The sequence below is a fragment of the Amycolatopsis saalfeldensis genome, assembly GCF_900110575.1.
GTDB lineage: Bacteria > Actinomycetota > Actinomycetes > Mycobacteriales > Pseudonocardiaceae > Amycolatopsis > Amycolatopsis saalfeldensis.
In genome coordinates this window covers 110021-131773 of record NZ_FOEF01000012.1, presented here as the reverse complement: position 1 = coordinate 131773, position 21753 = coordinate 110021, and the positions used below count along the sequence as shown (strand labels likewise).

The following is a 21753-nucleotide window of genomic DNA, read 5'->3' as shown; positions in this document are numbered from 1 at the left end:
ATGGGCCGAGCGAAGTGGCTGATCGGCGCGGCGGTGCTGGCCGTCGCCGCCGTCGGTGGTGGTTACCTGCTGGCCGCGCAGCACCACGGCTACGAGATCCAGCTCGTGATGCCGAACGCGGCCAACCTGCTGGACGGCTCACGGGTCGAGATCGGTGGCAGCGAAGTCGGCCAGGTCACCGGCCTGGGCACGCGCGACGGCAGCGCGCTGGTGACCGTCTCGGTCGACGACGCCCACGCGCCGCTGCACGCGGGCAGCACGGCCCAGGTGCAGTGGCGCGGGCTGCTCGGGGAGCGCGTCGTGTCGCTGACCCCCGGCCCGGCCGCCAACCCCACGATCCCGGCGGGGGCGATGCTGCCCGCGGGCGGGGAACAGGTCGAGCTCGACCAGGTGCTGGCCGCGCTGGACCCGCAGACCCGGACCCACCTGAACTCGGTGGTGCAGCAGCTCGACCAGAGCCTCAAAGCCTATCCGGACGACATCAAGGCGACGCTGAGCACGGCCGGTCCCGCCGTGGACGAGCTCGGCGCGGTGCTCAAGGCCGTCGGCCAGGACGGTCCCGCGATCCAGAACCTGATCACCGACCTGCGCAAGCTGATGGACCCGGTGGTCGCGCACCAGCAGCAGGTGCGCGAGGTCATCGGCAATCTCACCAGTGCGACCGACACGCTCGCGGCCGAGCAATCCCAGCTGCAGCAGTCACTCGGGGCCTTGCCCTCTACTTTGGACAGTGCGCAGCGGGCGGTGGACCGGGTGCCGGGCGCCGTGGACGCCGCGGTGCCGCTGCTGCAGGACGCGCAGCCGGCGACGAAACAGCTGACCTCCCTGGCGCGGAACCTCAGCCCCCTGCTGACCGACCTGCGCCCGGCCATCGCCGACCTGCGGCCGACGCTGCGGTCCGCGACCACTCTGCTCCAGGCAACGCCGGCGCTGCTCGACAGCGCCCACGGGGTGCTCCCGGGAGTCACCCAGGCGCTCACCCAGCTCAGCCCCGCCGTGGCCTTCCTGCGGCCGTACACGCCGGACCTGGCGGGCTGGCTGGCCAACTGGGGCGCGGCCTTCGCCAACTACGACGCGCAAGGCCACTACTTCCACGGCCTGGTGCAGGTCAGCACGAGCGTCCTGGACGACAACCCGGGAGTGAACGCGGGTTTGAAGGGCGGGCCGAGTTCCACCCCGGCCCCGGGCATGGCCTCCGGACAGCCGTGGGTCGACGCGAATGGGAGCGCACCGCGATGAAGACTGTGGTCAAACGGGGTCTCCGGATCGGCGCCGTCGTGCTGGTCGTGGCGGGAGCCGCGGCGGGGTACCTGGTGTCGCGGCCGGCCTCGGACAAGATCGAGCTGACGGCGATGTTCGCCGACGCGAGCCCGCTGATTCCCGGCAACCTCATCCGCATGGGCGGCATCCAGGTCGGCGAGATCGACTCGGTCGCCCTGCGCAATGGCCAGGCCGCCGTGCGCATGGAGCTGGACCCGGCCGTGCTGCCCCTGCACCAGGACGCGACCGCGAAGATCCGCCCGGTCACGCTGCTGGGCGAGCGCTACATCGATCTGGACCGGGGTTCGCCGCAGGCACCGGTGCTGACCCAGGGGGTCATCGCGGCGAACCACACGAGCCGGGCGGTGGACCTCGACGAGGTGCTCAACTCGGTCGACGACCCCACCGGCACCGCGCTGGCCGCACTGGTGACGACGCTCGGCGAAGGGACCGCGGGGCAGGGCCAGGACATCGACGCGGCGCTCAAGGCGCTCGCCCCGGCCATGCAGAACACCAACCAGCTCGCCGACGTGCTGAACCGGCAGAACGCGGTGCTCGGTCAGCTGGTCGACCGGGCCACCCCGGTCGCGCAGGCGCTGGCGGGCGGCAACGGCCGGAACCTCGACCAGGCCGTCGACGCCGGCAACCGGATGCTGACCGCGGTCGCGGCGCAGCGGCAGGCGATGCAGGACGCGCTCGGTCAACTGCCCGGCACCTTGCGCACAGCCCGGCAGGTGCTGTCGGAGACCGCGGGGGTGGCCGAACAGGGCATCCCGGCACTGGACTCCGTCCGCCCGGTGACGGACAACCTCAGTGCGATCACCACGGAGCTGAACACCTTCGCCGACAGCGCGGATCCGGCACTTTCCTCACTTCCCGCAGTGCTCGATCGCGCGAAGGCACTGCTCGACCAGGCCGCGCCGGTGGTGCGGGACCTGGGGCCCGGCGGGGCAGTGCTGCCCGGCGTGAGTGCCTCGGCCCACCGGCTGGTCGGAGACCTGACGCCCGCGCTCGGGACCGCGCTGGACTTCGTGAAGTACTGGGCGATGAGCACCAACGGCCGCGACGCGCTGGGCAACTACTTCCGCGCCTTTGTCGTCACCACGCCGAAATCGCTGCTGCAGATCCCCGGTGTGGGACTGGGCCCGGCGCCGTCGGCGGCTCCGGCCGCGCCGCCGGCGCAGCCCCGGCCGCAGCCCCAGCAGCCGCCGCCGTTGCTGAACCTGCCCGCCCCGGCCGGTCCGCCGGCCGGTGACCCGGGCAGCGCGACCGGCCTGACCGGGAACCAGGAGAGCTCGCTGCTCGACCAACTGCTCGGAGGCCTGTGATGCGCTCGGCCACCACCCGCTCGTTCGGCATCGGGCTCGTCGGTCTCGCGGTGCTCGCTGTGACCATCCTGTTCGGCATGACGGCCAGCTCCGGTGTTCCCGGAGCGCCGAAAACGTTGGTGCGAGCCGCTTTCCACAACGTCGGCGCCCCGCTCAAAGTCGGTGACGACGTCCGCGAGAACAGCTCCCGCATCGGCCGTGTGGCCGATCTGCACTACGACGGTCAGCAGGCCGTGGTGACCCTCGAACTCGACGGCGCGGTGCCCGTGTACGCCGACGCCAGGGCCGCGGTCTGGGATCAGTCGGCATTGGCGAAGAAGCTCGTGGAGCTGGATCGCGGGCACGCCGCCGCCGGGCCGTTGGGGGACCGGGTCATCCCGCCGGACCGCAACGTGGACTCGGCCGACCTGGACCAGGTGCTCGACGTGCTCGACGGCCCGACCCGTGACGCACTGACCGGCACGGTCCGGCAGGTCGGCGACGGCGCGGCGGGGCACAGCCAGGATCTGCACGACTTCCTGGAGCACGCGCCCGCCGAGCTGACCGGGCTCGGGACGACGGCGGGGGCGTTGACCGCGCCGGAAGCGGGCCTGCCCGCCTTGCTGCTGCGGGCCGACCAGCTGGCCGGCTCGTTCCAGGGCCACCAGCAGCAGCTGGCCGAACTGGTCAAGCAGGCCGGTGACACGGCGGGTGCGCTCGCCGTGGACAACGGCAAACCGTTGCAGGACACCGTCGGGAAGCTCCCGGCGACGCTGACCGACGCCAAGGCCGCGCTCGACTCGCTCAGCCGGCCACTGGCCGATCTTCACGGCACGCTGGCCGCGGTGCGGCCGGGCGCGCAGGCGTTGGGACAGGCGACTCCCGATCTGCGCGGGGTGTTGCGTGAGGCGCCGGCCCCGCTCGGCGCGGTGCCGGGAGTGGCGCAGAAGGCCGGGCCGGCGCTCGCGGACCTGACCGGGGTGCTGGCCGACGCCCGCCCGCTCGCCCCGGCGCTGTCCCGCGGGCTCGCGGACCTGGCTTCACCGGTGAACACCCTGGCGCAGTACAGCACTCAGGTCGTCGAGTTCTTCCGGCGCATCGAAAGCATGGTGTCCACAGAGGTCTCGCCCGGGGTGCACGGGGCGCGGGTGGGCGTCGCGGTGGAGGGGCTGTCCGCGGCCACCGGCGGGCTGCTGCCGGATCCGCTCCAGGGACAGGACGCCTACCCCGCTCCCGGTCAGGCGGACCGGGAGCACACCGAGTCGCCGGTGAACATCCTGCCGGGAGGGAACAACTGATGGCATCGAGGTTGCGCAAGCCCGTGGTGCTCGGGGCGGTCCTGCTGATCCTGGTCGTCGGCGCACTGTTCGCGGTGTACCAGAAGGAGCGGATCGGCACGCTGCTGTCCTCGGGCTACATCGTCCGCGCGGAGTTCGCCCGGGACTACCGGCTGGAGCCGGACAAGTCCGACGTGAAGGTCGCGGGGGTGGTGGTCGGCAAGGTCACCGGGGTCGGCCAGGACGCGCAGGGGCACTGCCTGGTGACGATGAAGGTGGACGACGGCACCGTGGGCAAGCTGGGCAGCCGGCCGTCGGCGATCATCCGGCCGACCACGCTGCTCGGCGGCAAGTACTACCTGGAACTCGTGTCCGGGGGCGCCCGGCAGGCCTACGACACCGCCCAGCCCATCCCCGTCGCGCGCACTTCCGTTCCGGTCGAGCTGGACCAGGTGCTGGCGACGCTGCCGGGCCGGGCCCGGGAATCCGTTCAGGACAGCACGCGGCTGACGGACGAGGCGCTGAAAGCCGGGGCCGGGGCCGCGGCGGGCGACCTGGTCCGGGACGCCCCGGGCGCGCTCGCCCCCGCGAACGACGTGCTGTCCGCGCTGCGGGGAACCCGTCCGCAGGAGGACCTCTACCAGCTCGTGCCGGACCTGGACTCGGCCGCCGCCACGATGACACGCAAGGAGGGACAGCTCTCGGGCGTGCTCGACTCGCTGCGAGACGTCAGCGCGACCCTCGCCGCACAACGCGCACCGCTCGCCGACACCGTGGGCCGGTTGCCCGCCACGCTCGGCTCGACCCGCACCGGGCTCGACGCGCTGAGCGGGAGCCTGGACCGGGTCACCGCGGTCGCGGGCAAGGCGGCGCCCGCGGTCAAGGAATTGTCACCGCTGCTGGCGAAGGCCGACCCGGTCGTCCGGCAGGCCCTGCCGCTGGTGCGGGACCTGCGGCCGCTGCTCGCCCAGGTCCGCCCGGTAGTGGACGAGCTGGTGCCCACCGCCGCGGGAGCGACGTCGACGCTGAACAACGTTCGCGGGCCGGTACTGGACCGGGTGAACGGGCCGATCGCGAAAACCGTGCTGTCGCCCTGGAACGGGACCGGGGCGTACGCCGGCGACGGCGGCAACGGCCACCTGTTCTACCAGGCGGTGGGCTACCTCGCGGCCCACACGGCGAACCTGTCCCAGTACGGCGACAAGAACGGGCGCATGCTCGGCCTTGCCCTCGGTGCGGGCGTCTCGAGCGTCGGCGGCAACGACCCCGGTACGGCGAAGCTGTTGCAAGCACTGGGTTTGCTGCCCGGTGGGGTGCAGCTGCTGCCGCCGCCCGACAGCTCCGGGGACACCTACCGCCCGCAGCCGGCGACCTCGCCCGGCCAAGGCCAGGTCCTGCCCGGCCTCCCGCCGATCCCCCTGCGATCGAACTAGGAGTTGTGCGGTGAAGAAGAAATTCTCGCTCCGCCGGACCTGGGAACGGGTCCGCACCGTGCCCGGGCTCGGGCGCAACGTGCTCACCGTGATCGTCTTGATCACGCTCGGGGTGATCAGCGCGTCCGTCATCCTCGGCAACCAGCGGTTCATCCTGCCCTGGTCCGACCGGTACGTGTTTTCCGCGGACTTCGCCCAGGCACCGGCCATCAATCCGGGCCAGCAGCCGAAGGTCCGCATCGCCGGGGTCGAGGTCGGGCAGATCACCGGCAGCGCGGTGACCGGCACCGGCACCGCCCGCCTGACCATGTCGCTGGAACCCGGGAACACCATCTACCGCAACGCGCACCTGGTCCTGCGGCCCACCAACCCGCTGAACGAGATGTACGTGGAGGTCGACCCCGGCGGGCCGCCGCAGCCCGCGCTGCCGGCGAACGGGGTCATCCCGGTCGGCCAGACCGAGCGGCCGGTCCAGCCGGACGAGGTGCTCGATCACCTCGACGACCGCAGCCGGGCCGCGCTGACGAACCTGTTGTCGGCCTCCGACGTCGCACTCGCCAACGCCCCGGCCACCCTGCCGGGCGGGCTTCGCGCCGCCGACGGCACGATGGTGGCCGTCAAACCGGTGCTGGACGCGCTGGCGGCGCGGCGGGACAACATCGCGAAACTGGTGACCGGGCTGAGCCGGATCAGCGGCGCGGTCGGGCACAACGACGCGCGGCTGGCCCAGTTGCTGGACTCCACCCAGTCCACGCTGTCGGTGCTCGCCCAGCACAACGCGGATGTCCAGGCGACGCTGGCGGAGCTGCCCGGGACCACGGACCAGCTGCGCCGCGCGATGGACGGCGTGAGCGGCCTGACGAGCCGGCTCAACCCGGTGCTCGACCACCTCGACCAGGCGTCGGCCCAGCTCCCGGCCACCCTGCGCAAACTGGGCGGCACCGTGGACAGCCTCGGCGCGACCGTGGCCGCGGCCAAGCCGGTCGTGGCCGCGGCCGGCCCCGTGGTCCGCGACGTCAGCCCGCTGGTCGGCGACGTGCACCGCTCGCTCGCGGACCTCGAACCGGTCACGCGGGACCTGATCCCCGACTCGGCCCTGCTGGTGTCCTACCTGGGCGACCTCCAGGCCTTCATCTACAACACCAACGGCGCGTTCAGTCTTTCGGATGCCAACGGCGGCTTCATCCGCGGCCACGTCGCGGTCCCGCTGCCCGACGCCGGCGTGCTTCCCGGCACCCACGGCGGCAACACCGGCGGGAGTCACCCATGATGCGGATCTTCACCGGAACGGCAGGCAAACTCGCCGTGCTGGGCACGTTTCTGGTCCTGTCCCTGGTGTATCTCGGATACCTGTTCGACCGGGCGGGCGTCACCGGCCCGTTCCAGGCGGCGGCCTACACGATGTCGTTCGACACCGCCGACGTCGACAACCTGATCCCGGTCGGCGACGTCGACATCGCCGGTGTCCGCGTGGGACGGGTCGAGGACGTGTCGAACCGGGACGGGAAAGCGACGGTCGTCGTCGGCCTGGACCCGGAGGCGGGGCCGTTGCACGAGGGCGTGACGGTGCGGGTCGGCGCGAAGTCGCTGGCCGGTGAGTCCTATGTGGACGTGTCAGACGGCAAGGGCGCGGAACTGCCCTCGGGCACGAAACTGGCGGCCTCGGCGGTGAAGCCCGCGGTGCAGTTGCGCGACGTGGTGAACTCCCTCGACCCCAAGACCCGGGACGCGCTGGGCAGCGTGCTGCGCACGGCCGGCGCGGCGACCGCGGGCACCAAGGACGACGTGTCGAGCGCGCTGACCGGGCTGGGAGCGCTCGGCCGCCAGGGCTACACCGCGATCGACGCCGTCGCGGCCCAGTCCAAGGACCTCACCGCGCTCGCCCAGCAGGCCAACGTCGTGCTCGATGCGCTGAACACCGGTGAGGGGCAGATCGGGGACCTCGTCCAGGAGGCGCAGAAGCTGACGACGGCCACCAGCGGCCAGAAGCAGAATCTGTCCGACACCGTGCGGAAGCTCCCGCCCCTGCTGGCGAGCACACAGACCGCCACCGGCCGCCTGCGTGACCTGTCATCCGCGCTGAGCCCGGTCGCGGCGGACCTCGACCAGGCGGCGCCCGCGCTGTCGACCGCCCTGCAACAGCTTCCCGCGACCACTCAGGATCTGCGCGGGCTCCTGCCGGACCTGACCGCCACACTGCACGAGGCACCGTCCACACTGGACAGGGTGCCGGCATTGGCCGGCGATGCTTCGGCGATGGTCCCCCAGCTGCGGACGACGATGAGCCACCTGAACCCGATGCTGGGCTACCTCGCCCCCTACGGGCCGGAGCTGGGCGCGTTCTTCTCCAACTTCGCGGCGATGCTCAACTACGTGGACGAGGCCGGCATCCACTTCTTCCGCCTCGAACCGGATCTGGGCAACGAGAGCATCGTCAAGGGCGTGCCCGTGCCGCTGCCGGCGATCCTGACCAACCGCAACCCGTATCCGGCGCCAGGGCACAGCCTGGCCCCCGACGGGCGCTCGTTCACCCGGCTCGAACCCGCTGGAGGCTGAGATGAGTGTGCCCGCGCAGGCGATCACCGATGCCGACTGGCTCGCCGACGTGTATCGCCGATGCCATCGGGACGTGTACCACTACATCCGCGCCTGGTCGGTCAGCCCGGCCACCGCCGAGGACTTCGTGAGCGAGACCTTCCTCCGGGCGGCGCGGCACGTGATCATGTTGAAACAGCGGCAGGAGAGCGTGGTGCCGTGGCTGTTCCGGGTGGCGAAGAACGTCATCCTCGACGACCGGAAGTCGGCCCGGTTCCGGCGCCTGGTGGTGCTGGACGAGGTGCCCGAGGCGCCGGCGGACTACGAGCCGTTCGAAGAGCGGCTGACCAGGAAGTGGATCGCCGCCGAGGTCGGCAAGTGCGTCGAACTGCTCAACCAGGCGCAGCGCCGGTGCCTCGACCTGCGGTTCCACGACGGCCGGTCGGTGGCCGAGACCGCGGCGCTGATGAACCGCTCCGAGATCGCGGTCCGGCAGCTGCAGCACCGGGCGCTGGTCCGGCTCGGCTCGTTGCTGCCCGCCGCGCTCGCACCCGGGTGATCCTGGACAGCATCGGGAACTGAGTGACAGGAATTGTTGACTATCCACGACGGCCACAGTTACGGTGACCGCCGTCACAACGAAGGAGTCGGTGCCATGGGCCGCAGGACGATCGGCGTCCGGGTGCTGGGCGCCGCCCTGGCGCTGGCCGCGCTCGCGGCCGCGGCCACCGGCCTGCTGAAGCTCCGGGTGGAGACGACGGTCGACTCCTTCCTGCCGGCCGGGGACTCCACCGTCACGGCGCTGGGGGACAACGCCCGGACCTTCGGCGGCGACCCGATCGTCGTCCTGCTGGAATCCCCGCAGCCGCAAGGACTTCTGCTCGGCGACGGCCGGTTGCCCGCGCTCATGCGGCTGGAAGGGGCGTTGGCCCGCCTGCCCGACGTCGCGACCGTCTACGGCCCGGCGACGATCATGAACCAGCTCGCCATCACCTCGCAGGACATGCTCGCGCGGCTGAGCGGGACGCGGGACGGGCTGCGGGCCAAGGCCGAGAGCGAGACGCAGGGGAAAGGCTCGTCCGCGAGCGCGGTCAAGGCCGCGGGCGACGCCGCGGTCGCGGACTTCGACCGGCGCTACGGGGCATTGCTCGTGCGCGGCCTGCCGGCCGGGCTGCCCACCACGAACAATCCGGACTTCGTGCGCAACGTGATCTATGACAGCTCCGGGAACCCACGCCCACGATGGCATTTCGTCGTGCCGTCGCCGACCGCGGTCTCGGTGCTGGTGCGGCCGCGCGAGGGCCTGGACGAGCCGGGCACCCGGCGCCTGGTCTCCGCGGTCCGCGACGCGGTCGGCCACGCCGGCCTGACGACCAGCCGGGTCACCGTCACCGGGGTCCCCGTGGTCACCTCGGCGGTGACCGACGAGGCGGTGGGCGAAATCCCGCTGATCGGCGCGCTGGCCGTCGTCGTGCTGCTCGGCCGGTTCCTGCTGGCCGGCCGGAAGGAGCGGCTGCTGCGCCGGCTGTGGCCGCTGGCGGCCGCGCTCATCGGGGGTGTGCTGACGCTGGCGGCGTTCGGCTGGACGGGCGTTCCGATGTCCTTCGGCGCCATCGTGCTCCTGCCGCTGCTGCTGGGCATCGGCAGCTCCTTCCCGCTGTACCTGGGCATGGTGGCGGACCGGCGCAAGGTGCTGGTGATGTCGGCCGCGAGCGCGGCGGCCTTCCTTTCGCTGGCGATCTCGCCGCTGCCGTTCGTCCGTGAGCTCGGTTTCGCGCTGAGCCTCGGCGTGCTGCTGACCGTCGGCGCGACGTTGCTGCTCGGCCGCCGGTTCGCGCCGTCGCCGCCGGAGCCCGGCGACCGGGTCCGCACGATCGGCGGGCGCCGGCGATGGGCGCTGATCGGCTGCCTGGTGGCGGTCGCCGCGGCCGGCTGGGTGGTGTTGCCCCGCTTGGACGTCCGGGCGAGTCCCGAGGATGTCGCGCGCGGGCTCTCGGCGCTGGACGAAGCGCGCTACGCCGAGCAGGTGCTCGGTTCCTCCGGCGAGGTCAGCGTCGTGCTGCGGGGCAGCGACGCACAGAGCCCGGCGGCGCTGAACTGGCTCAGCCAAGCCCAGGACGTCGTGATCGCCCGCTTCGGCGACCGGGTCCGCCCGATCATCACGGCGCCGGACCTGCTCGGCTTCCTCGGCGAAACGCCCACCGCGGGGGAGATCGCGGCCGGGCTGCAGCTGATGCCGCCGTACCTCACCTCGTCGGTGCTGTCACCGGACGGCACGCAGGCCTTGCTCACGTTCGGGCTGAAGCTGCAGGACCTCGGGCAGCAGACGCAGCTGCTCGACGACGTGCGCGCGTCCCTTCCGCCCCCGCCGGCGGGCGCGCACGCGGACGTGGTGGGCCTGCCGGTGGCCGCCGCCCGGGCCTACGACCTGGTGCGCTGGGACCGGTATCCGGCGAACCTCGCGGGTGTCGCCGCCGCGGGATTCGTGCTCCTGCTCGGTTTGCGCCGGCGGGCGGACGCGGTGCGCGCCATCCTCGCGGCGCTGCTCGCCACCGGCTGGACGATCGCCGGCCTGTGGGCGGCCGGCCAGTCACTCAGCCCGCTCACCGTGGCACTGGGCTCGCTGGCCACGGTCACCGCCGGTGAGTTCACGATCCTGCTGCTCGACGACACCCGCCCGAGACGGGCCGTGCGGTGGGCGTGCGCGACGTCGGTGCTCGGGTACCTGGTGCTCGCGCTGTCCCGGATCGGCCTGCTGCGCGAGTTCGGGCTCACCATGGCCGCGACCGTGGTGGTGTCCTACCTGGCCGCCCTCGCGTGTGTGTCGCTGGGACGACGGCCGGTGCCCGGCCCGCGGGCGGCGGCTCCTTCGAAAGCCGAATTGGTGGAGGTGTAGGGAGTGAAACTCCAGATCCCCGGATTCGTCCGGCGATGGACGGTGGTGCCCTCCGGGCTCCGGGCCCAGGGCGTGCTCGCGGCCGTGCTGGTCGCCATCGCCGGCGGCTCGGGCGGGAACCTCGCCGTGCGTGCGCTCCACGAGTTGCCGGCCGGCGCCGTGTTCCGCACCGGCGACACCGTCGTTTCGCAGGAACAGCTTCAGCAGCGGGTGAACCTCATGGAACTGCTCTACGGGGTGCAGCAGCCTTCGGACCCTGCCGGAACGGACCGGTTCCGGCGCTCGGTGGCCAAGGCCGTCGCGGTGAGCATGATCGTGGACGACGCGGCCCGGGGCGCCGGCATCGTCATCGCCGACAAGGCGGCCGGCGACCAGCTCGACAAGATCGTCAGCGACAACGGCACCGATCGAAAGACTTTCGTGCAGCAGCTGGGCGCCCATGGTCTGTCCGAAAAGGACGTTCTGGACGAGGTCAAGCGGCAGCAGGCGGGCGCGCGGCTGTTCCAGCAGGCCACCGCCGGGGTCAAGGCCACCACCGACGCGGACGCGCAGCACTACTACGACGCCAACCGCGCGCAGATGGTCTCGCCCGAGCAGCGCGACCTCGCCAACATCGTCGTGTCGTCAGCCGAGCAAGCCCAGCTGGTGGCCCAGCAGGCGCGCTCGGGCGCTGATTTCCCGGCGCTGGCCGGGCAGTACTCGATCGACGGCAGCACCAAGGGCAACGGTGGCTCCCTCGGCAAGGTGACCGCGAGCCAGCTCGACGCGGCGTACGCCAAGGCGGCTTTCGCCGCGCCGTCGGGGAGCGTGTTCGGCCCGGTGCAGACCCAGCAGGGCTGGAACGTCGGGCGGGTGGGCGCCGTGCACCCGGGCAGCCCGATGTCCTTCGACCAGGTCAAGGACGCGGTCAAGACCAAATTGGACAATGACGCGAAACTCAAGGTGTGGGACGGCTTCCTGGTCTCCCGGATCAAATCCGCGAAGGTGGAGTACGCCCCTGAATACCTGCCGCCCGACCCGGACGCGCCGCCCGCGGACGGTCAGTAGGGGAAAAGGAGGAGAATGATGCTGGCTCTCATTCTGGCGGTGGCCGCCGGGGTCTGCCTCGGGCTCGGCTGGCTGCTGGGACAAGTGGTGCTGGTCTACGTCGCGCTGGGTCTTTCCGTGGTGGGCTTCGTGCTCGTGCTGGGACAGGCATTGCGACGTCGGAAATCCGCCAGGGCAGCGAAAGCCGCCGACGCGGAAGCCGAAATCGAGGACGGTGACGGCACGGATGCCGAGCAGCCGGACGATGCGGCGGCCGAGGACGGCGAGGTCGTTTTCGTGGTACCGGGCCGAATGCGCTTCCATGTCGCCGGATGCCGGCTGCTCGAGGGCAAGAACGCCGAGCAGCTGACGCTGGAGGAGGCCGAAGACGAGGCCTTCACGGCGTGCACGGTCTGTGCGAGTCACGAGGCCGCGGAGCTGGCCGTGGGCTGAAGCCGGCGGACTTTCCCGCGCCGGGGAATTCCGGCGCGGGCGGTCGATGGGTTAGAATCTCTCACGCCCGCGCAACGGTGCGCCGGTAAGGGATGTGAGTGCCTGTGTGTCCACAAAGTACCACTCTCGACAATGACTTGACCAGTTTCATCGGGCGCCGCAAGGAGATCGCGGAACTCAAGATCGTGCTCTCCTCGACGAGGCTGGTCACCCTCGTCGGCGTGGGCGGGGTGGGCAAGACCCGGCTCGCCCGGCGGGTCGGGCAGGGACTGGCCAAGGGCTTCGCGCACGGCGCGTGGTTCGTCGACCTGGCCAGGGCGTCCGAGCCTGCTTTGGTCGCGAACGTGATCGCGGAAGCGCTCGGCGTTCCGGACCAGTCCGCGCTCTCGCCCCGATCCGCTCTCGCCGAGTACCTGGCCGACCGGGAATTGCTGCTGATACTGGACAATTGCGAGCATTTGCTGCAGGCGTGCGCGGCGCTCGTCAGTGACCTCTTGCGTTCGGCGGGCGGGGTTGTCGTACTGGCCACCAGCCGTGAGCCGCTCGGCGTGCTCGGCGAGCACAGCTGGCCGGTGCCGCCGATGTCGATGCCGGATCTGGCGAACGTGGCTCCGGCCCGTGGTGGCTACGTCTACGGCTACGAGGCGCTGGAGCTGCTGGAGGAGCGGGCCAGGACGGTGCGCCCGGAGTTCAGCATCGGGCCGGTTTCCCGGCCCATGGCCGCGCAGCTGTGCCGGCGGCTCGACGGTCTGCCGCTGGCCATCGAGCTGGCCGCGGTCCGCCTCCGGGCGCTCTCGCTGGAGCAGATCGTCGCCCGCCTGGAGGACCGGTATCGCTTGCTGAGCACCGGAAATCGCGGCGGCCCGGCCCGGCACCAGACCCTGCGCGCCGCGGTGGACTGGAGCTTCGACCTGTGCTCCGAGAGCGAGCGGAGCCTGTGGTCGCGGCTTTCGGTGTTCGCCGGCTCCTTCGCCCTGCCGGACGCGGAGGAGGTCTGCGCCGGCGGCGAGATCGAGCGGGAGGACGTCTTCGAGATCCTGTCGGGCCTGGTTGAGAAGTCGATCGTGCTCTGCGAGGGCGCGGACGAGAAGTCCCGGTACCGCTTGCTGGAAACCATCAAGGCGTACGGCCACGAACGGCTCGTGGCCGCCGGCGAGGACGTCACGCTCAGCCGCCGGCACCGCGACTACTACCTGGAGCTGGCGGAGCGGAGCGAGGACGGCTGGTTCGGCCGGGACCAGGTGCGCTGGTGCGTGCGGCTGCAGAACGCGCAGGCCAATTTCTGGGCCGCGCTGGACTTCTGCCTGGCGACGCCGGGGGAGTCCTCGACCGGTTTGCGCATGGGTGGCGCCCTCGTCTTCTTCTGGAATGCCTGCGGTCACCTCAAGGACGGCCGGTACTGGCTCGGCAGGGTGCTCGACGCCTCCGCCGATCCGACGCCGGAGCGGGTCAAAGCGTTGTGGGTCAACGGATACGTGGCCATGACCCAAGGGGACAACACGGCGGCGATGGCCTGTTTCGCGGACTGCCTCGCCTTGGCCGCCCAGCTCAACGACGCCACGGCCCGCGCGTACTGCCAGCAGTTCCGTGGCTCGGCGGAGCAGTTCAAAGGCAACCTGGAAGAGGCCGAACTGCTGCTGGAGGAGGCGGTCCGGTCCCATCGCCGCCGCGGGGTGGTGAACTCGCTGACGGTGCTCGCGACGGCGCAGCTCGGGTTCGTGTCCTGCCTGATCGGCAAGGCCGATCGGGCACTCGAGCTCTGCGACGAGAGCTGCGCGGTGAGCGAGGCACACGGTGAGCTGTGGGCGTTGTCGTGGGCGCACTGGGTGCGTGGCCTGGCGTACTGGACGCTGGCCCGGTTCGAACCGGCGGCGGTCGCGCTGGGCGATTCATTGCGGGCCAAGAACGCGCTCGACGACCGGCTCGGCATGTCGGCCTGTGTGGAGCTGCTGGCGTGGATCGCTTGCGAGGCGGGCGCTTCCCGGCGGGCGGCCCAGCTTCTCGGCGCGGCCAAGGCGTTGTGGGCCTCGATCGGGCACCCGCTGTTCGGCTCGGTGGAGCTGCTGGACATCCACGACGGGTACCTGGAGCGCCTGCAGTCGGCGCTGGGGGTCAAGGCGTTCGGTCAGTGCCACGAGCTGGGCGAGCAGATGTCGGTGGCGGACGTGCTGTCGTTCGCCTGCGACGAGGGCACGCCGGCGCCGGACGGTGAACCGCGGCTGACGCGCCGGGAGAAGCAGGTGGCCGAGCTGATCGCGGACGGGCTGACGAACAAGCAGATCGCGACCCGGCTGGTGATCTCCCAGCGCACCGCGGAAGGGCACGTGGAGCACGTGCTGGCGAAGCTGTCCTTCCAGTCGCGGGCTCAGGTGGCCGCGTGGATCGCCGCGCGGGGGTAGCCAACGGCCGGCCGGGCGCGCTGCCTCAGTCGTCGTCGCGGACCGTTTCGGCGATGAGGCGGTCGACTTCGGTCGACGGCGGGTAGCCGGGGCCGTCCGCGCGATCGGTGCTGACGAGGATGTCGACCAGGCCGTCGGCCAGGCCGGTGGTCACCGTCGCGGAGGTCTTGATGGCGAGGCTGTGCTGGACCGAGACCAGGCCGTGGAGCCCGGTCCACAGGGTGTGCGCCGCTTGATGCAAGGGGAGCGTGAGCGGGTATCCCTCGTCGGCGCAGCGCGCGAGCGCGCGGCGCAGTCCCCGTGAGACCAGCCGTGAGGGGTGGAGCCCGATGCGGGCCGGATCGGCGGTCGGCTGGCGGACCTCGTACATCAGCCGGTAGTGCCCGGCGTTCTCGTCGGCGAACCGGCAGTAGGCGTGGACCTGGGCCCGGAGCCGCTCCCGGGCTCCGTGCGGGGCGGCCTGGCGGTCGGCGTCGCGCATCCGGTCGGCCAGCTGCTCGTACTTGTCGGCCAGCGCCGCCCAGACGAGTTCGGCCTTGTCGGCGAAGTGCAGGTAAATGCTCGGCGCGGCGACGCCCACCTCTTTGGCCACCGCGCGCATGGTCAGCTTTTCGTCGCTGCCCCATTCGTCGAGCAGCCGGTTGACCGCGTCGAGCACCTCAGCCCGGAGCTGATCGCCCTGGCCCCGCCGGCTGCGCGGCCGGCCGGTTCCGGTTGACGTCATGCTTTCACCACCGCTCCACGATAAACGGTCGGGGCGGCCCGGTACGGCGGTGCACCGGGCCGTTGCGGCGGCCTACCAGGTGACGAGCATCTTGCGGACCCCGTAGTTGGTGCCGTGGGTGTCCATCTCGACGTCTTCGAGCGGGGTGGCCAGGCGCAGGCCCGGGAACCGCTCGAACAGCCGGGGCAGGATCGTCTTCAGCTCGGCCCGGGCCACGTTCTGGCCGAGGCACTGGTGCACGCCGTAGCCGAAGGCGAGATGCCGGGTCATGGCGCGCTCGAAGTCGGGTGAGTCCGGCCGGTCGAACGCCCGCGGGTCGCGGTTGGCGGCGGGCATCGCGACGACCACGAGGTCGCCCTTGGCGATCTGCTGCCCGCCGATCTCCAGGTCCTCCTTCGCGGTCCGGCCGAGTCCGAACTGGACGATGGTCAGGTAGCGCAGGAGCTCCTCGACCGCCGGTCCGGCCTTGCCGGGATTCTCCTGCAGGTACCGCCGCTGCTCGGGGTGGGTGAGCAGGGTCAGCGCGGACAGCCCGATCATCGCCATCGTGGTGTCGTGCCCGGCGAACAGCAGCAGCACGCCGATGCTGACCAGGTCCTTGTCGGTGAGGATCGAGCCCTCTTCCTGGCTGGTGCGGATCAGGTCGGCGAGCAGGCCGGTCGATCCGGGGTCGGCCTTCTTCGCCGCGACCAGGCCGGTGATGTAGTCCTGCAGCCAGCGGGCGCCCCGGCCGCGCTCGGCGCGGGGCTTGCTGACGTCCATCATCACCTCGGTGGCGTGGTGGAACCGGTCCCGGTCGGTGTAGGGCACCCCGAGCAGTTCGCAGATCACCAGGCACGGGATCGGCAGCGCGAGGTGCTCGACGAAGTCGACCGGGGTGCCGTCCGCGCCGGCCCGCTCGAGGGCGTCCAGGTGCTCGGTGACGATCCGGTCGAGGTAGGGCTGCAGCTTCTGCTGCACCGACTTCGGGGTGAACCGGCCGGCCAGCAGCCGCCGGTAGGCGCTGTGCTCGGGCTCGTCCATGAACACGAAGGTCGGGTCGATCTCCTCGGCGGACTCGTCGGAGGTGTGATCGTCCCCTTCTTCCGGCGGCACGTCGTGCCGTGGGCGCCGGGCGCTCATCCGCGGATCGGAGAACACCTGGCTGCCCTCCTCGAACCGGGTGGCCAGCCAGCCGACCCGGCCGCTGGGGAAGCGCATCCGCACGATCGGCTGGTCCTCGCGCAACCGGGTGTACTCCAGCGGCGGGTCCAGCAGCTGCTGCCTGGCCATCGGCATCTCGGGCAGTTCGACGGTCACTTCTTCTCCTTCGCTTCGTGGGCGAGCAGAGCCGCCTCGACTCCGTTGTGCACCTGGGTTCCGTTGCCCCAGCCGACGTAGTAGTGCAGGTGCAGCACCGCTTCTCGCAGCTGCTCGGCAGTGAGTTCGCCGTTGGCGAGCGCGCCTTCGACCTGGATCCGGATGAGGTCGGCGCGGCCGAGCGCGGCGGTCGCGCCGAGCACCAGCAGCCTCCGGTCACGCACCGAAAGCCCCGGACGGCTCCAGATCTCGCCGAAGAGGTGGTCGACGGTCTTCTCGAGCATCGGCGTGGCCGCCACCGGCAGGTTTTCGCTGAAGCCCTCGCCGTAGACCTGGTCCATCATCTTGCGGCCCAGTTCGCTGCTCACGCGTCCTCCTTCGCCGGAATCGCCAGTGTTTCCGCGCCGTTCGCGCGCGCCACGTCGACCAGCGGCAACGACACCGCGACGCGTCCGGCGAGGTCCTGCGCGGCCGCGAGGTCCTTGTCCTGCAGCCGTTGTACCTGCGGAACCAGCGCGCGCGTCTCGTCCTGGCCCGCCAGCCGCATCCGCAGCCAGGAGAACAACGTCGCGCCGTCGGGGTCCGCCGCCTCGACGACGGTGATGAGCTTGCGCGGGTCCACCCCGGCGGCTTCGGCCAGCGCGCCGGCCTCGTGCACGGCGCGCCAGGTGCCGTAGGTGATCACGTTACGGGCGATCTTGGCCGCCATCCCGGCCCCCAGGGGTCCACAATGGACGATCTGTTTCGCGAAGTCGGCGAGCACCGGCCGCGCGGCCTCCACCACGGAATCCTCGCCGCCGACGATCGCGACGAGACCGTTCTCGGCGGCCTTGTCGCCGGGCGTGACACCACAATCGAGCAGTGCGGCGCCGTGTTCCGCGCACAGCTTGGCGAGCTCGTGCACCACCGGCACCGCCACCGTCGACAACAGCACCACGATCAGGCCCCGGCCCGCCCCGGCGAGCACCCCGTCCGGCCCGGACAGCACAGCCCTGGCCTGATCAGCGTCGACGACGGCCACGAACACCACATCACTGGCGCGGCCCACTTCGGCCGGCGACGCAACCGGCGCCGGCACCCCGGCCAGCCCCTCCGCCGCATCCGGACGAAGGTCGTACACGGCGGGAATCCGCCCCCGACGGGCGAGACTGACGGCCACCCCACCCCCGATCATGCCCAGCCCGACGACCCCGGCCCGCAACGCCAGATCTGTTGCGGCCGGCCCGGTCCTGCTCATTCCCGCACCCCGATCGCGGCCGCGGGACACCTGCCCGCCGCGTCGCGCACCCCCGCGTGCGCACTCTCCGGCGGGTCGGCGTCGAGCAGGATGAGGACGCCGTCCTCGTCGCGCTGGTCGAAGACTCCGGGCGCGGCCAGCACACACTGCCCGGCTCCGCAGCATTTCGCCTCGTCAATGGTGATGTGCATGAGATCCTCCCACCTGCGGGAACGTAGCCTAACTAAGTTCACTCAAGGGCAGGCTAGACCCGCACGGGCTCCTGACAAGCCACGTCTAGTGTGGGATGACTCACACGACGTCACTGTGGGGAGCGGCTGAAGGAATTGCCGCCTCTCTCGGCGTGACAATTCAGGAGGTCATCACCGAATGGCTGCGATTCGATCGACTGACCCCGAGTTTCGGGTGTGTCAGTTAGTTTTGATGCTCTCGCAGCGGGCGGGGTTTCGACCATCACCAAGAATTAGCGGGTTAACGGTTGCAGAGGTGAAGGGTCGCCTGGAGAAGGAATTCTTCACCGAGCTATTGCACTTCTTACTCGAAAATGGACTGACCTTGATGACCTTGAGCGCCTTTCCTGGGAACCCAAGCTGGGCAGTCGCGCCTGGATCGCGAATACAGAAGCGGGGAACGAAGTCGCACGGTCACTGATCGACTGATACGGGACCAGGTGGCCGCCCATGACACGGTCGATCGCACGAGTGCGGCTCGGCTTCCGGCCTGGACCGGCGGCCGCGGGTCGCGATGGTCCGGGTTGTCGAGGCGCCCGCCATACTCACGGACACGATTCGGCAATTGCCCCACCGGTCGGCTGGGCGTCACGCAGAATGAGGCCTCGCGAAGCGAGGGGGCGTCAAGATGAGCTGGTGGATCTGGGTGGCGGCCGCGATCGTCCTGGTGTCGGCCGGGTACGCGGTCGTGGCGTTGCCGCGGCAACGGGAGCGGAAAGCGCAGCTGCGCACCGCTTGGGCAGCCGCGCGGACCGCGCTCGAACGCGCCGCGATCAGCCGGGACGCGGCTTCCGGCGAGCATCCGGAAGCCGAGCAGTTGCTGGCCCGCGCCACCGCCCTGGCCGCGGAAGGCGGTGGCCCCGGCGCCGCGGAGACCGTGCGCGAACAGGCTCGCCACGCGGACAAGCTGTGGCAGGAGGCCGCTCGTGGCTGAAAGACGCTGGCCGCACTTCGCCCGCTGGGGTCTGCTCGCGGTCGCGGCGCTGACGCTGGTCCTCTTCCTTACTCAGCAAGCACAGCAGAACGCGCAGGTCAGTTATGCCCAGTCGCCGTCTTCGGATAAATCGGTCCATAACGAAACTTCCGGGACGAATGGCGCGACAGTTCCCTCAGTGGACCAGATGAAGGCGATGGTCCAGGCGTCGCCGGTGGTGCGGCTGCCCGGGGCGGTCGCCGTCTGGGACGAAGCCGCGGTGCGCAAGGCGATCGGGAACGCGGACATCCGGATCCTGGTCGCGCCACCGGGGATCGACAAGGACGCCGGCAAGCGAGTCAGTGACGTGTCCGACGCTTCGGTGACCATCGTGGGTCTGGAAGTGTCTGCGGACATGGGGACCGCGTCGGCCGACGACGCGTCGGTCTGGCAGCGTCAGTTCGGCACCGCCGACGTGACGAACGAAATGCTGACGATGATCGCCGCCGTGCGTCACCAGCCGTCCCCGCCCGATGTCCCGCCGCTGCCACGACGCGAACCGACCGCAGCCGAACTCGCCACGGCGACCGCGAGTCTGCGGGCCACCGGCCGCTATCGCGCCCCGGGATCGACCCTGGCCGACCCTCCCGCGACCACGAATGCCTTCCCCGGCAAGCCGCTGTACGTCGCCCTGCCGACCCAGCCCGCGGGCCGGCCGCTGGTGCACTACGGTCCGGCGCTGGCCAGGGAATTCCCGGGCCGGCCGATCGTCGTGATGTACGGCGGCTGGATCGAATACGACGGCCCGTCGGCAGCGGAGTTCACCGACGTGGCCACCGCCGGCTTCTACGGCCAGTTCGGCGATTTCCTGAGCCCGCGCAGCTATCCGCAAGACGGATTGCTGGGCGCGTACCTGAGCGAGGTCACCGACATTCGGTACGCGGGGATCTTCGACCATCCGCTGCCGTACGTGCCGTTCGACCCGCTCCACGTCACGCTTCCGGCGCTGCCGTGGGTTTTCGCCGCGTGCGCGGTCGGGTTCCTCGCGTTCTCGATCCGTCCGGCGCTGCGCCGGAGCCGCCCACCCGCCCAGGCCGGCGTCCCGGCGCGGCTGGCCGGGCTGACCGCGCTGGCCGTCGAGGTTTCCGGGCTGACCGACGGCCCCTCCGACGCCGCTCTCGCCCGCGGCATCACCGATCTCACCGCCGCCCGGCACGCGTTCGACCGGAATCTGGACGAGCGGCTGATCCGTGCGTCGCTCGACTCCGCACAGTCCGAATTGGACACTGTCGCGGAGCTCCTCGGCCGCGACGACTACCGCCCCGCCCACTACCTGCCGGGGAGCCTCGCATGACCCGCGCACGCCGTTTCCTGAAGAGCGGCTTCGGGCTCGTCACCCTGGCCTGCCTCGTGCTCGCCGGCTGGGCGACCTGGTCGGCCGGGGTGTTCGACGGCCCGCTCGCCCGCCAGCTGCGCTCGTCGCCGGTGTATGCCGCGCCCGGACAGCACGTCGACCTGGCCGCCGCCGAACGCGTCGTCGGCAACCGGCGGCTCGTCATCGGCTTCCTGGACGGCGGCACCGATCTGGCCGCTGCCTGCCGCACCCTGTCGAACGCCGCGCCGGACACGATCGCCGTCCTGCTCAGCCCCAAGACCGACGATTTCGACCACTACACCTGCTCGAGGTTCCCCGGCGCGTACGACGCGAACTTCGGCAAGTCCTTCGTCGCGGAATCGAAGATCACCAACGGCATCGGCGGATTCTCGAAGCAGCCGCTGAACGCGGTGAAGACGATCGTCGTCAACTACGACCAGCTCGTCCTGAGCAGCACCATCCCGGACGGTTCCCGCACGATCAACCCCTCACTGCCGCGGTACCTGATCGCGATCGCCGCACTGGCCGCGGTGATCGCCGGAGCCGCCGCGCTCTACTTCGGAGCCCGCCGCGCCGCCGTGGCCACCGAGGCGAACCGCATCCGCCGCGTCGAATCCGACGACGAGAAAGCCACCCTGTCCTCGTCCGCCGCGGTGCTGGCACAGGAAATCATCAACCTGGACGGCCGGTACGCCCACGCCGCACCCCGCGGTTCGTTCGCGAGTAAGTACCGCCAGCTGGCGTCGGACTACGCGAACCTGTTGCCACAGCTGGACAAGGACGACAGCCGGTTGCACACGCGAGTGGAGGAACTGCTGACCCGGAGCCGGAAGCTGACCGGGAAGTAAGGCAGTGCACCATCCGGCCGGGCGCACGGCCCGGAGAAGATCACCATTACGCCTCAGCACCCCTGACATGTTGATCTCCGCTGACCTGTGGCTCGGCAAGGGCATTGGTGACGGCCCTGGGCCCCGGGGTGCTTACTGGCCGTGGGTGGTCGGTTTGCCGCTGACCGTTGACGCGGCTCCGGCGAGTGCCGTGAGGAGTGCGGTGGTGGCCGGCGGGTCTGGCGAATCGCCGTAGGTCGCGGCGTAGACGTGCTGGCCGGCGCCGGGGAGCTCGGTTGCCTCGATGCCCTTGATGCGATGGGCACGCAGGGCCAGCCCGGGGCTGGTCGTCACCCCGAGACCGGCGGCGACGAGGGCCTGCATCACGACCATGTCTTCGGAGGTGTAGCCGATCTTGGGCTCGAACCCGGCGTCCGCGCACAGCGACAGCAGGTGGCCGCGGCATCGCTCGCAGCCGGCGATCCAGGTGGCGTCGCGCAGCCTGTCCAGCGTGTCGCCCCGCCGGGTGGACAGCAGATACAGCGGGTCGTCCAACGATGAT

Annotated in this window: 20 protein-coding genes; 14 read left to right on the top strand and 6 right to left on the bottom strand. The window is 71.1% G+C overall.

The window, feature by feature from the left end:
- The 11 genes from BMY97_RS25755 to BMY97_RS25705 all read left to right on the top strand — a co-directional run bounded on the left by BMY97_RS25755 (position 1) and on the right by BMY97_RS25705 (position 14586).
- A complete protein-coding gene (locus tag BMY97_RS25755; RefSeq protein ID WP_091620887.1) occupies positions 1 to 1239 on the top strand; it encodes an MlaD family protein in 1239 nt (412 codons plus the stop codon).
- Positions 1236 to 2588 (top strand): MlaD family protein, encoded by a 1353-nt coding sequence (locus tag BMY97_RS25750; RefSeq protein WP_091620884.1) that lies wholly within the window; start codon positions 1236 to 1238, stop codon positions 2586 to 2588. Before BMY97_RS25755 ends, BMY97_RS25750 begins: the two co-directional genes overlap by 4 nt.
- Positions 2588 to 3865, top strand: coding sequence for an MlaD family protein (locus BMY97_RS49190; RefSeq protein WP_091621246.1), 1278 nt, complete (start codon positions 2588 to 2590; stop codon positions 3863 to 3865). Before BMY97_RS25750 ends, BMY97_RS49190 begins: the two co-directional genes overlap by 1 nt.
- Positions 3865 to 5277 (top strand): MlaD family protein, encoded by a 1413-nt coding sequence (locus tag BMY97_RS25740; protein ID WP_091620881.1) that lies wholly within the window; start codon positions 3865 to 3867, stop codon positions 5275 to 5277. The genes BMY97_RS49190 and BMY97_RS25740 overlap by 1 nt, the downstream gene beginning before the upstream one ends.
- 10 nt (positions 5278 to 5287) lie before the next feature.
- The gene (locus tag BMY97_RS25735; RefSeq protein ID WP_245787492.1) at positions 5288 to 6547 is read left to right on the top strand and encodes an MlaD family protein; all 1260 of its coding nucleotides are present in this window, start codon (positions 5288 to 5290) and stop codon (positions 6545 to 6547) included.
- A complete protein-coding gene (locus BMY97_RS25730) occupies positions 6544 to 7833 on the top strand; it encodes an MlaD family protein (protein WP_091620878.1) in 1290 nt (429 codons plus the stop codon). The genes BMY97_RS25735 and BMY97_RS25730 overlap by 4 nt, the downstream gene beginning before the upstream one ends.
- 1 nt (position 7834) lies before the next feature.
- Positions 7835 to 8371 carry an RNA polymerase sigma factor gene (locus BMY97_RS25725; protein WP_091620875.1) on the top strand — a complete coding sequence of 179 codons (537 nt, stop codon included), beginning with the start codon at positions 7835 to 7837 and terminating at the stop codon, positions 8369 to 8371.
- A 96-nt stretch (positions 8372 to 8467) separates the two neighbouring features.
- Complete coding sequence (locus BMY97_RS25720; RefSeq protein ID WP_091620873.1) at positions 8468 to 10708, top strand: RND transporter family protein; 2241 nt, start codon at positions 8468 to 8470, stop codon at positions 10706 to 10708.
- Between the two features lie 3 nt (positions 10709 to 10711).
- Positions 10712 to 11755 (top strand): peptidyl-prolyl cis-trans isomerase, encoded by a 1044-nt coding sequence (locus tag BMY97_RS25715; protein WP_091620870.1) that lies wholly within the window; start codon positions 10712 to 10714, stop codon positions 11753 to 11755.
- A gap of 18 nt (positions 11756 to 11773) precedes the next feature.
- Positions 11774 to 12187, top strand: a complete 414-nt coding sequence (locus BMY97_RS25710; protein WP_143086296.1) for a hypothetical protein — start codon at positions 11774 to 11776, stop codon at positions 12185 to 12187.
- 137 nt (positions 12188 to 12324) lie between these two features.
- Complete coding sequence (locus BMY97_RS25705) at positions 12325 to 14586, top strand: ATP-binding protein (protein WP_177231544.1); 2262 nt, start codon at positions 12325 to 12327, stop codon at positions 14584 to 14586.
- Positions 14587 to 14611: 25 nt separating this feature from the next.
- Here BMY97_RS25705 and BMY97_RS25700 read toward each other — a convergent pair whose 3' ends face one another.
- The 5 genes from BMY97_RS25700 to BMY97_RS25685 all read right to left on the bottom strand — a co-directional run bounded on the left by BMY97_RS25700 (position 14612) and on the right by BMY97_RS25685 (position 18037).
- Complete coding sequence (locus BMY97_RS25700) at positions 14612 to 15310, bottom strand: TetR/AcrR family transcriptional regulator (protein WP_091620862.1); 699 nt, start codon at positions 15308 to 15310, stop codon at positions 14612 to 14614.
- Positions 15311 to 15382: 72 nt separating this feature from the next.
- Positions 15383 to 16609 carry a cytochrome P450 gene (locus BMY97_RS25695; protein WP_218156874.1) on the bottom strand — a complete coding sequence of 409 codons (1227 nt, stop codon included), beginning with the start codon at positions 16607 to 16609 and terminating at the stop codon, positions 15383 to 15385.
- A complete protein-coding gene (locus BMY97_RS47830) occupies positions 16606 to 16977 on the bottom strand; it encodes a carboxymuconolactone decarboxylase family protein (protein WP_245787491.1) in 372 nt (123 codons plus the stop codon). Before BMY97_RS47830 ends, BMY97_RS25695 begins: the two co-directional genes overlap by 4 nt.
- Positions 16974 to 17846 carry an NAD(P)-dependent oxidoreductase gene (locus tag BMY97_RS25690; RefSeq protein ID WP_218156873.1) on the bottom strand — a complete coding sequence of 291 codons (873 nt, stop codon included), beginning with the start codon at positions 17844 to 17846 and terminating at the stop codon, positions 16974 to 16976. The genes BMY97_RS47830 and BMY97_RS25690 overlap by 4 nt, the downstream gene beginning before the upstream one ends.
- The gene (locus BMY97_RS25685; RefSeq protein WP_091620859.1) at positions 17843 to 18037 is read right to left on the bottom strand and encodes a ferredoxin; all 195 of its coding nucleotides are present in this window, start codon (positions 18035 to 18037) and stop codon (positions 17843 to 17845) included. The genes BMY97_RS25690 and BMY97_RS25685 overlap by 4 nt, the downstream gene beginning before the upstream one ends.
- 667 nt (positions 18038 to 18704) lie before the next feature.
- Between BMY97_RS25685 and BMY97_RS25680 the strand changes: the two genes are divergently transcribed.
- Genes BMY97_RS25680 through BMY97_RS25670 form a run of 3 tightly spaced genes read left to right on the top strand, consistent with a single transcriptional unit; the run spans position 18705 to position 21212 of the window.
- Positions 18705 to 19010, top strand: a complete 306-nt coding sequence (locus tag BMY97_RS25680) for a DUF6403 family protein (RefSeq protein WP_091620856.1) — start codon at positions 18705 to 18707, stop codon at positions 19008 to 19010.
- Complete coding sequence (locus BMY97_RS25675) at positions 19003 to 20343, top strand: hypothetical protein (RefSeq protein WP_091620853.1); 1341 nt, start codon at positions 19003 to 19005, stop codon at positions 20341 to 20343. The genes BMY97_RS25680 and BMY97_RS25675 overlap by 8 nt, the downstream gene beginning before the upstream one ends.
- A complete protein-coding gene (locus tag BMY97_RS25670; protein WP_091620850.1) occupies positions 20340 to 21212 on the top strand; it encodes a hypothetical protein in 873 nt (290 codons plus the stop codon). Before BMY97_RS25675 ends, BMY97_RS25670 begins: the two co-directional genes overlap by 4 nt.
- 132 nt (positions 21213 to 21344) lie before the next feature.
- Here BMY97_RS25670 and BMY97_RS48600 read toward each other — a convergent pair whose 3' ends face one another.
- On the bottom strand, positions 21345 to 21746 hold the full coding sequence (locus BMY97_RS48600) for a LysR substrate-binding domain-containing protein (RefSeq protein WP_245787490.1): 402 nt from the start codon (positions 21744 to 21746) through the stop codon (positions 21345 to 21347).
- Between the last annotated feature and the right edge of the window lie 7 nt (positions 21747 to 21753).

Excerpts from the sequence above, each read along its gene's own strand:
- BMY97_RS25755 (WP_091620887.1), top strand. The coding sequence starts at position 1 with ATGGGCCGAGCGAAGTGGCTGATCGGCGCGGCGGTGCTGGCCGTCGCC.
- BMY97_RS25750 (WP_091620884.1), top strand. The coding sequence starts at position 1,236 with ATGAAGACTGTGGTCAAACGGGGTCTCCGGATCGGCGCCGTCGTGCTG.
- BMY97_RS49190 (WP_091621246.1), top strand. The coding sequence starts at position 2,588 with ATGCGCTCGGCCACCACCCGCTCGTTCGGCATCGGGCTCGTCGGTCTC.
- BMY97_RS25740 (WP_091620881.1), top strand. The coding sequence starts at position 3,865 with ATGGCATCGAGGTTGCGCAAGCCCGTGGTGCTCGGGGCGGTCCTGCTG.
- BMY97_RS25730 (WP_091620878.1), top strand. The coding sequence starts at position 6,544 with ATGATGCGGATCTTCACCGGAACGGCAGGCAAACTCGCCGTGCTGGGC.
- BMY97_RS25725 (WP_091620875.1), top strand. The coding sequence starts at position 7,835 with ATGAGTGTGCCCGCGCAGGCGATCACCGATGCCGACTGGCTCGCCGAC.
- BMY97_RS25720 (WP_091620873.1), top strand. The coding sequence starts at position 8,468 with ATGGGCCGCAGGACGATCGGCGTCCGGGTGCTGGGCGCCGCCCTGGCG.
- BMY97_RS25710 (WP_143086296.1), top strand. The coding sequence starts at position 11,774 with ATGCTGGCTCTCATTCTGGCGGTGGCCGCCGGGGTCTGCCTCGGGCTC.
- BMY97_RS25700 (WP_091620862.1), bottom strand. The coding sequence starts at position 15,310 with ATGACGTCAACCGGAACCGGCCGGCCGCGCAGCCGGCGGGGCCAGGGC.
- BMY97_RS25690 (WP_218156873.1), bottom strand. The coding sequence starts at position 17,846 with ATGAGCAGGACCGGGCCGGCCGCAACAGATCTGGCGTTGCGGGCCGGG.
- BMY97_RS25685 (WP_091620859.1), bottom strand. The coding sequence starts at position 18,037 with ATGCACATCACCATTGACGAGGCGAAATGCTGCGGAGCCGGGCAGTGT.
- BMY97_RS25680 (WP_091620856.1), top strand. The coding sequence starts at position 18,705 with ATGAGCTGGTGGATCTGGGTGGCGGCCGCGATCGTCCTGGTGTCGGCC.
- BMY97_RS25670 (WP_091620850.1), top strand. The coding sequence starts at position 20,340 with ATGACCCGCGCACGCCGTTTCCTGAAGAGCGGCTTCGGGCTCGTCACC.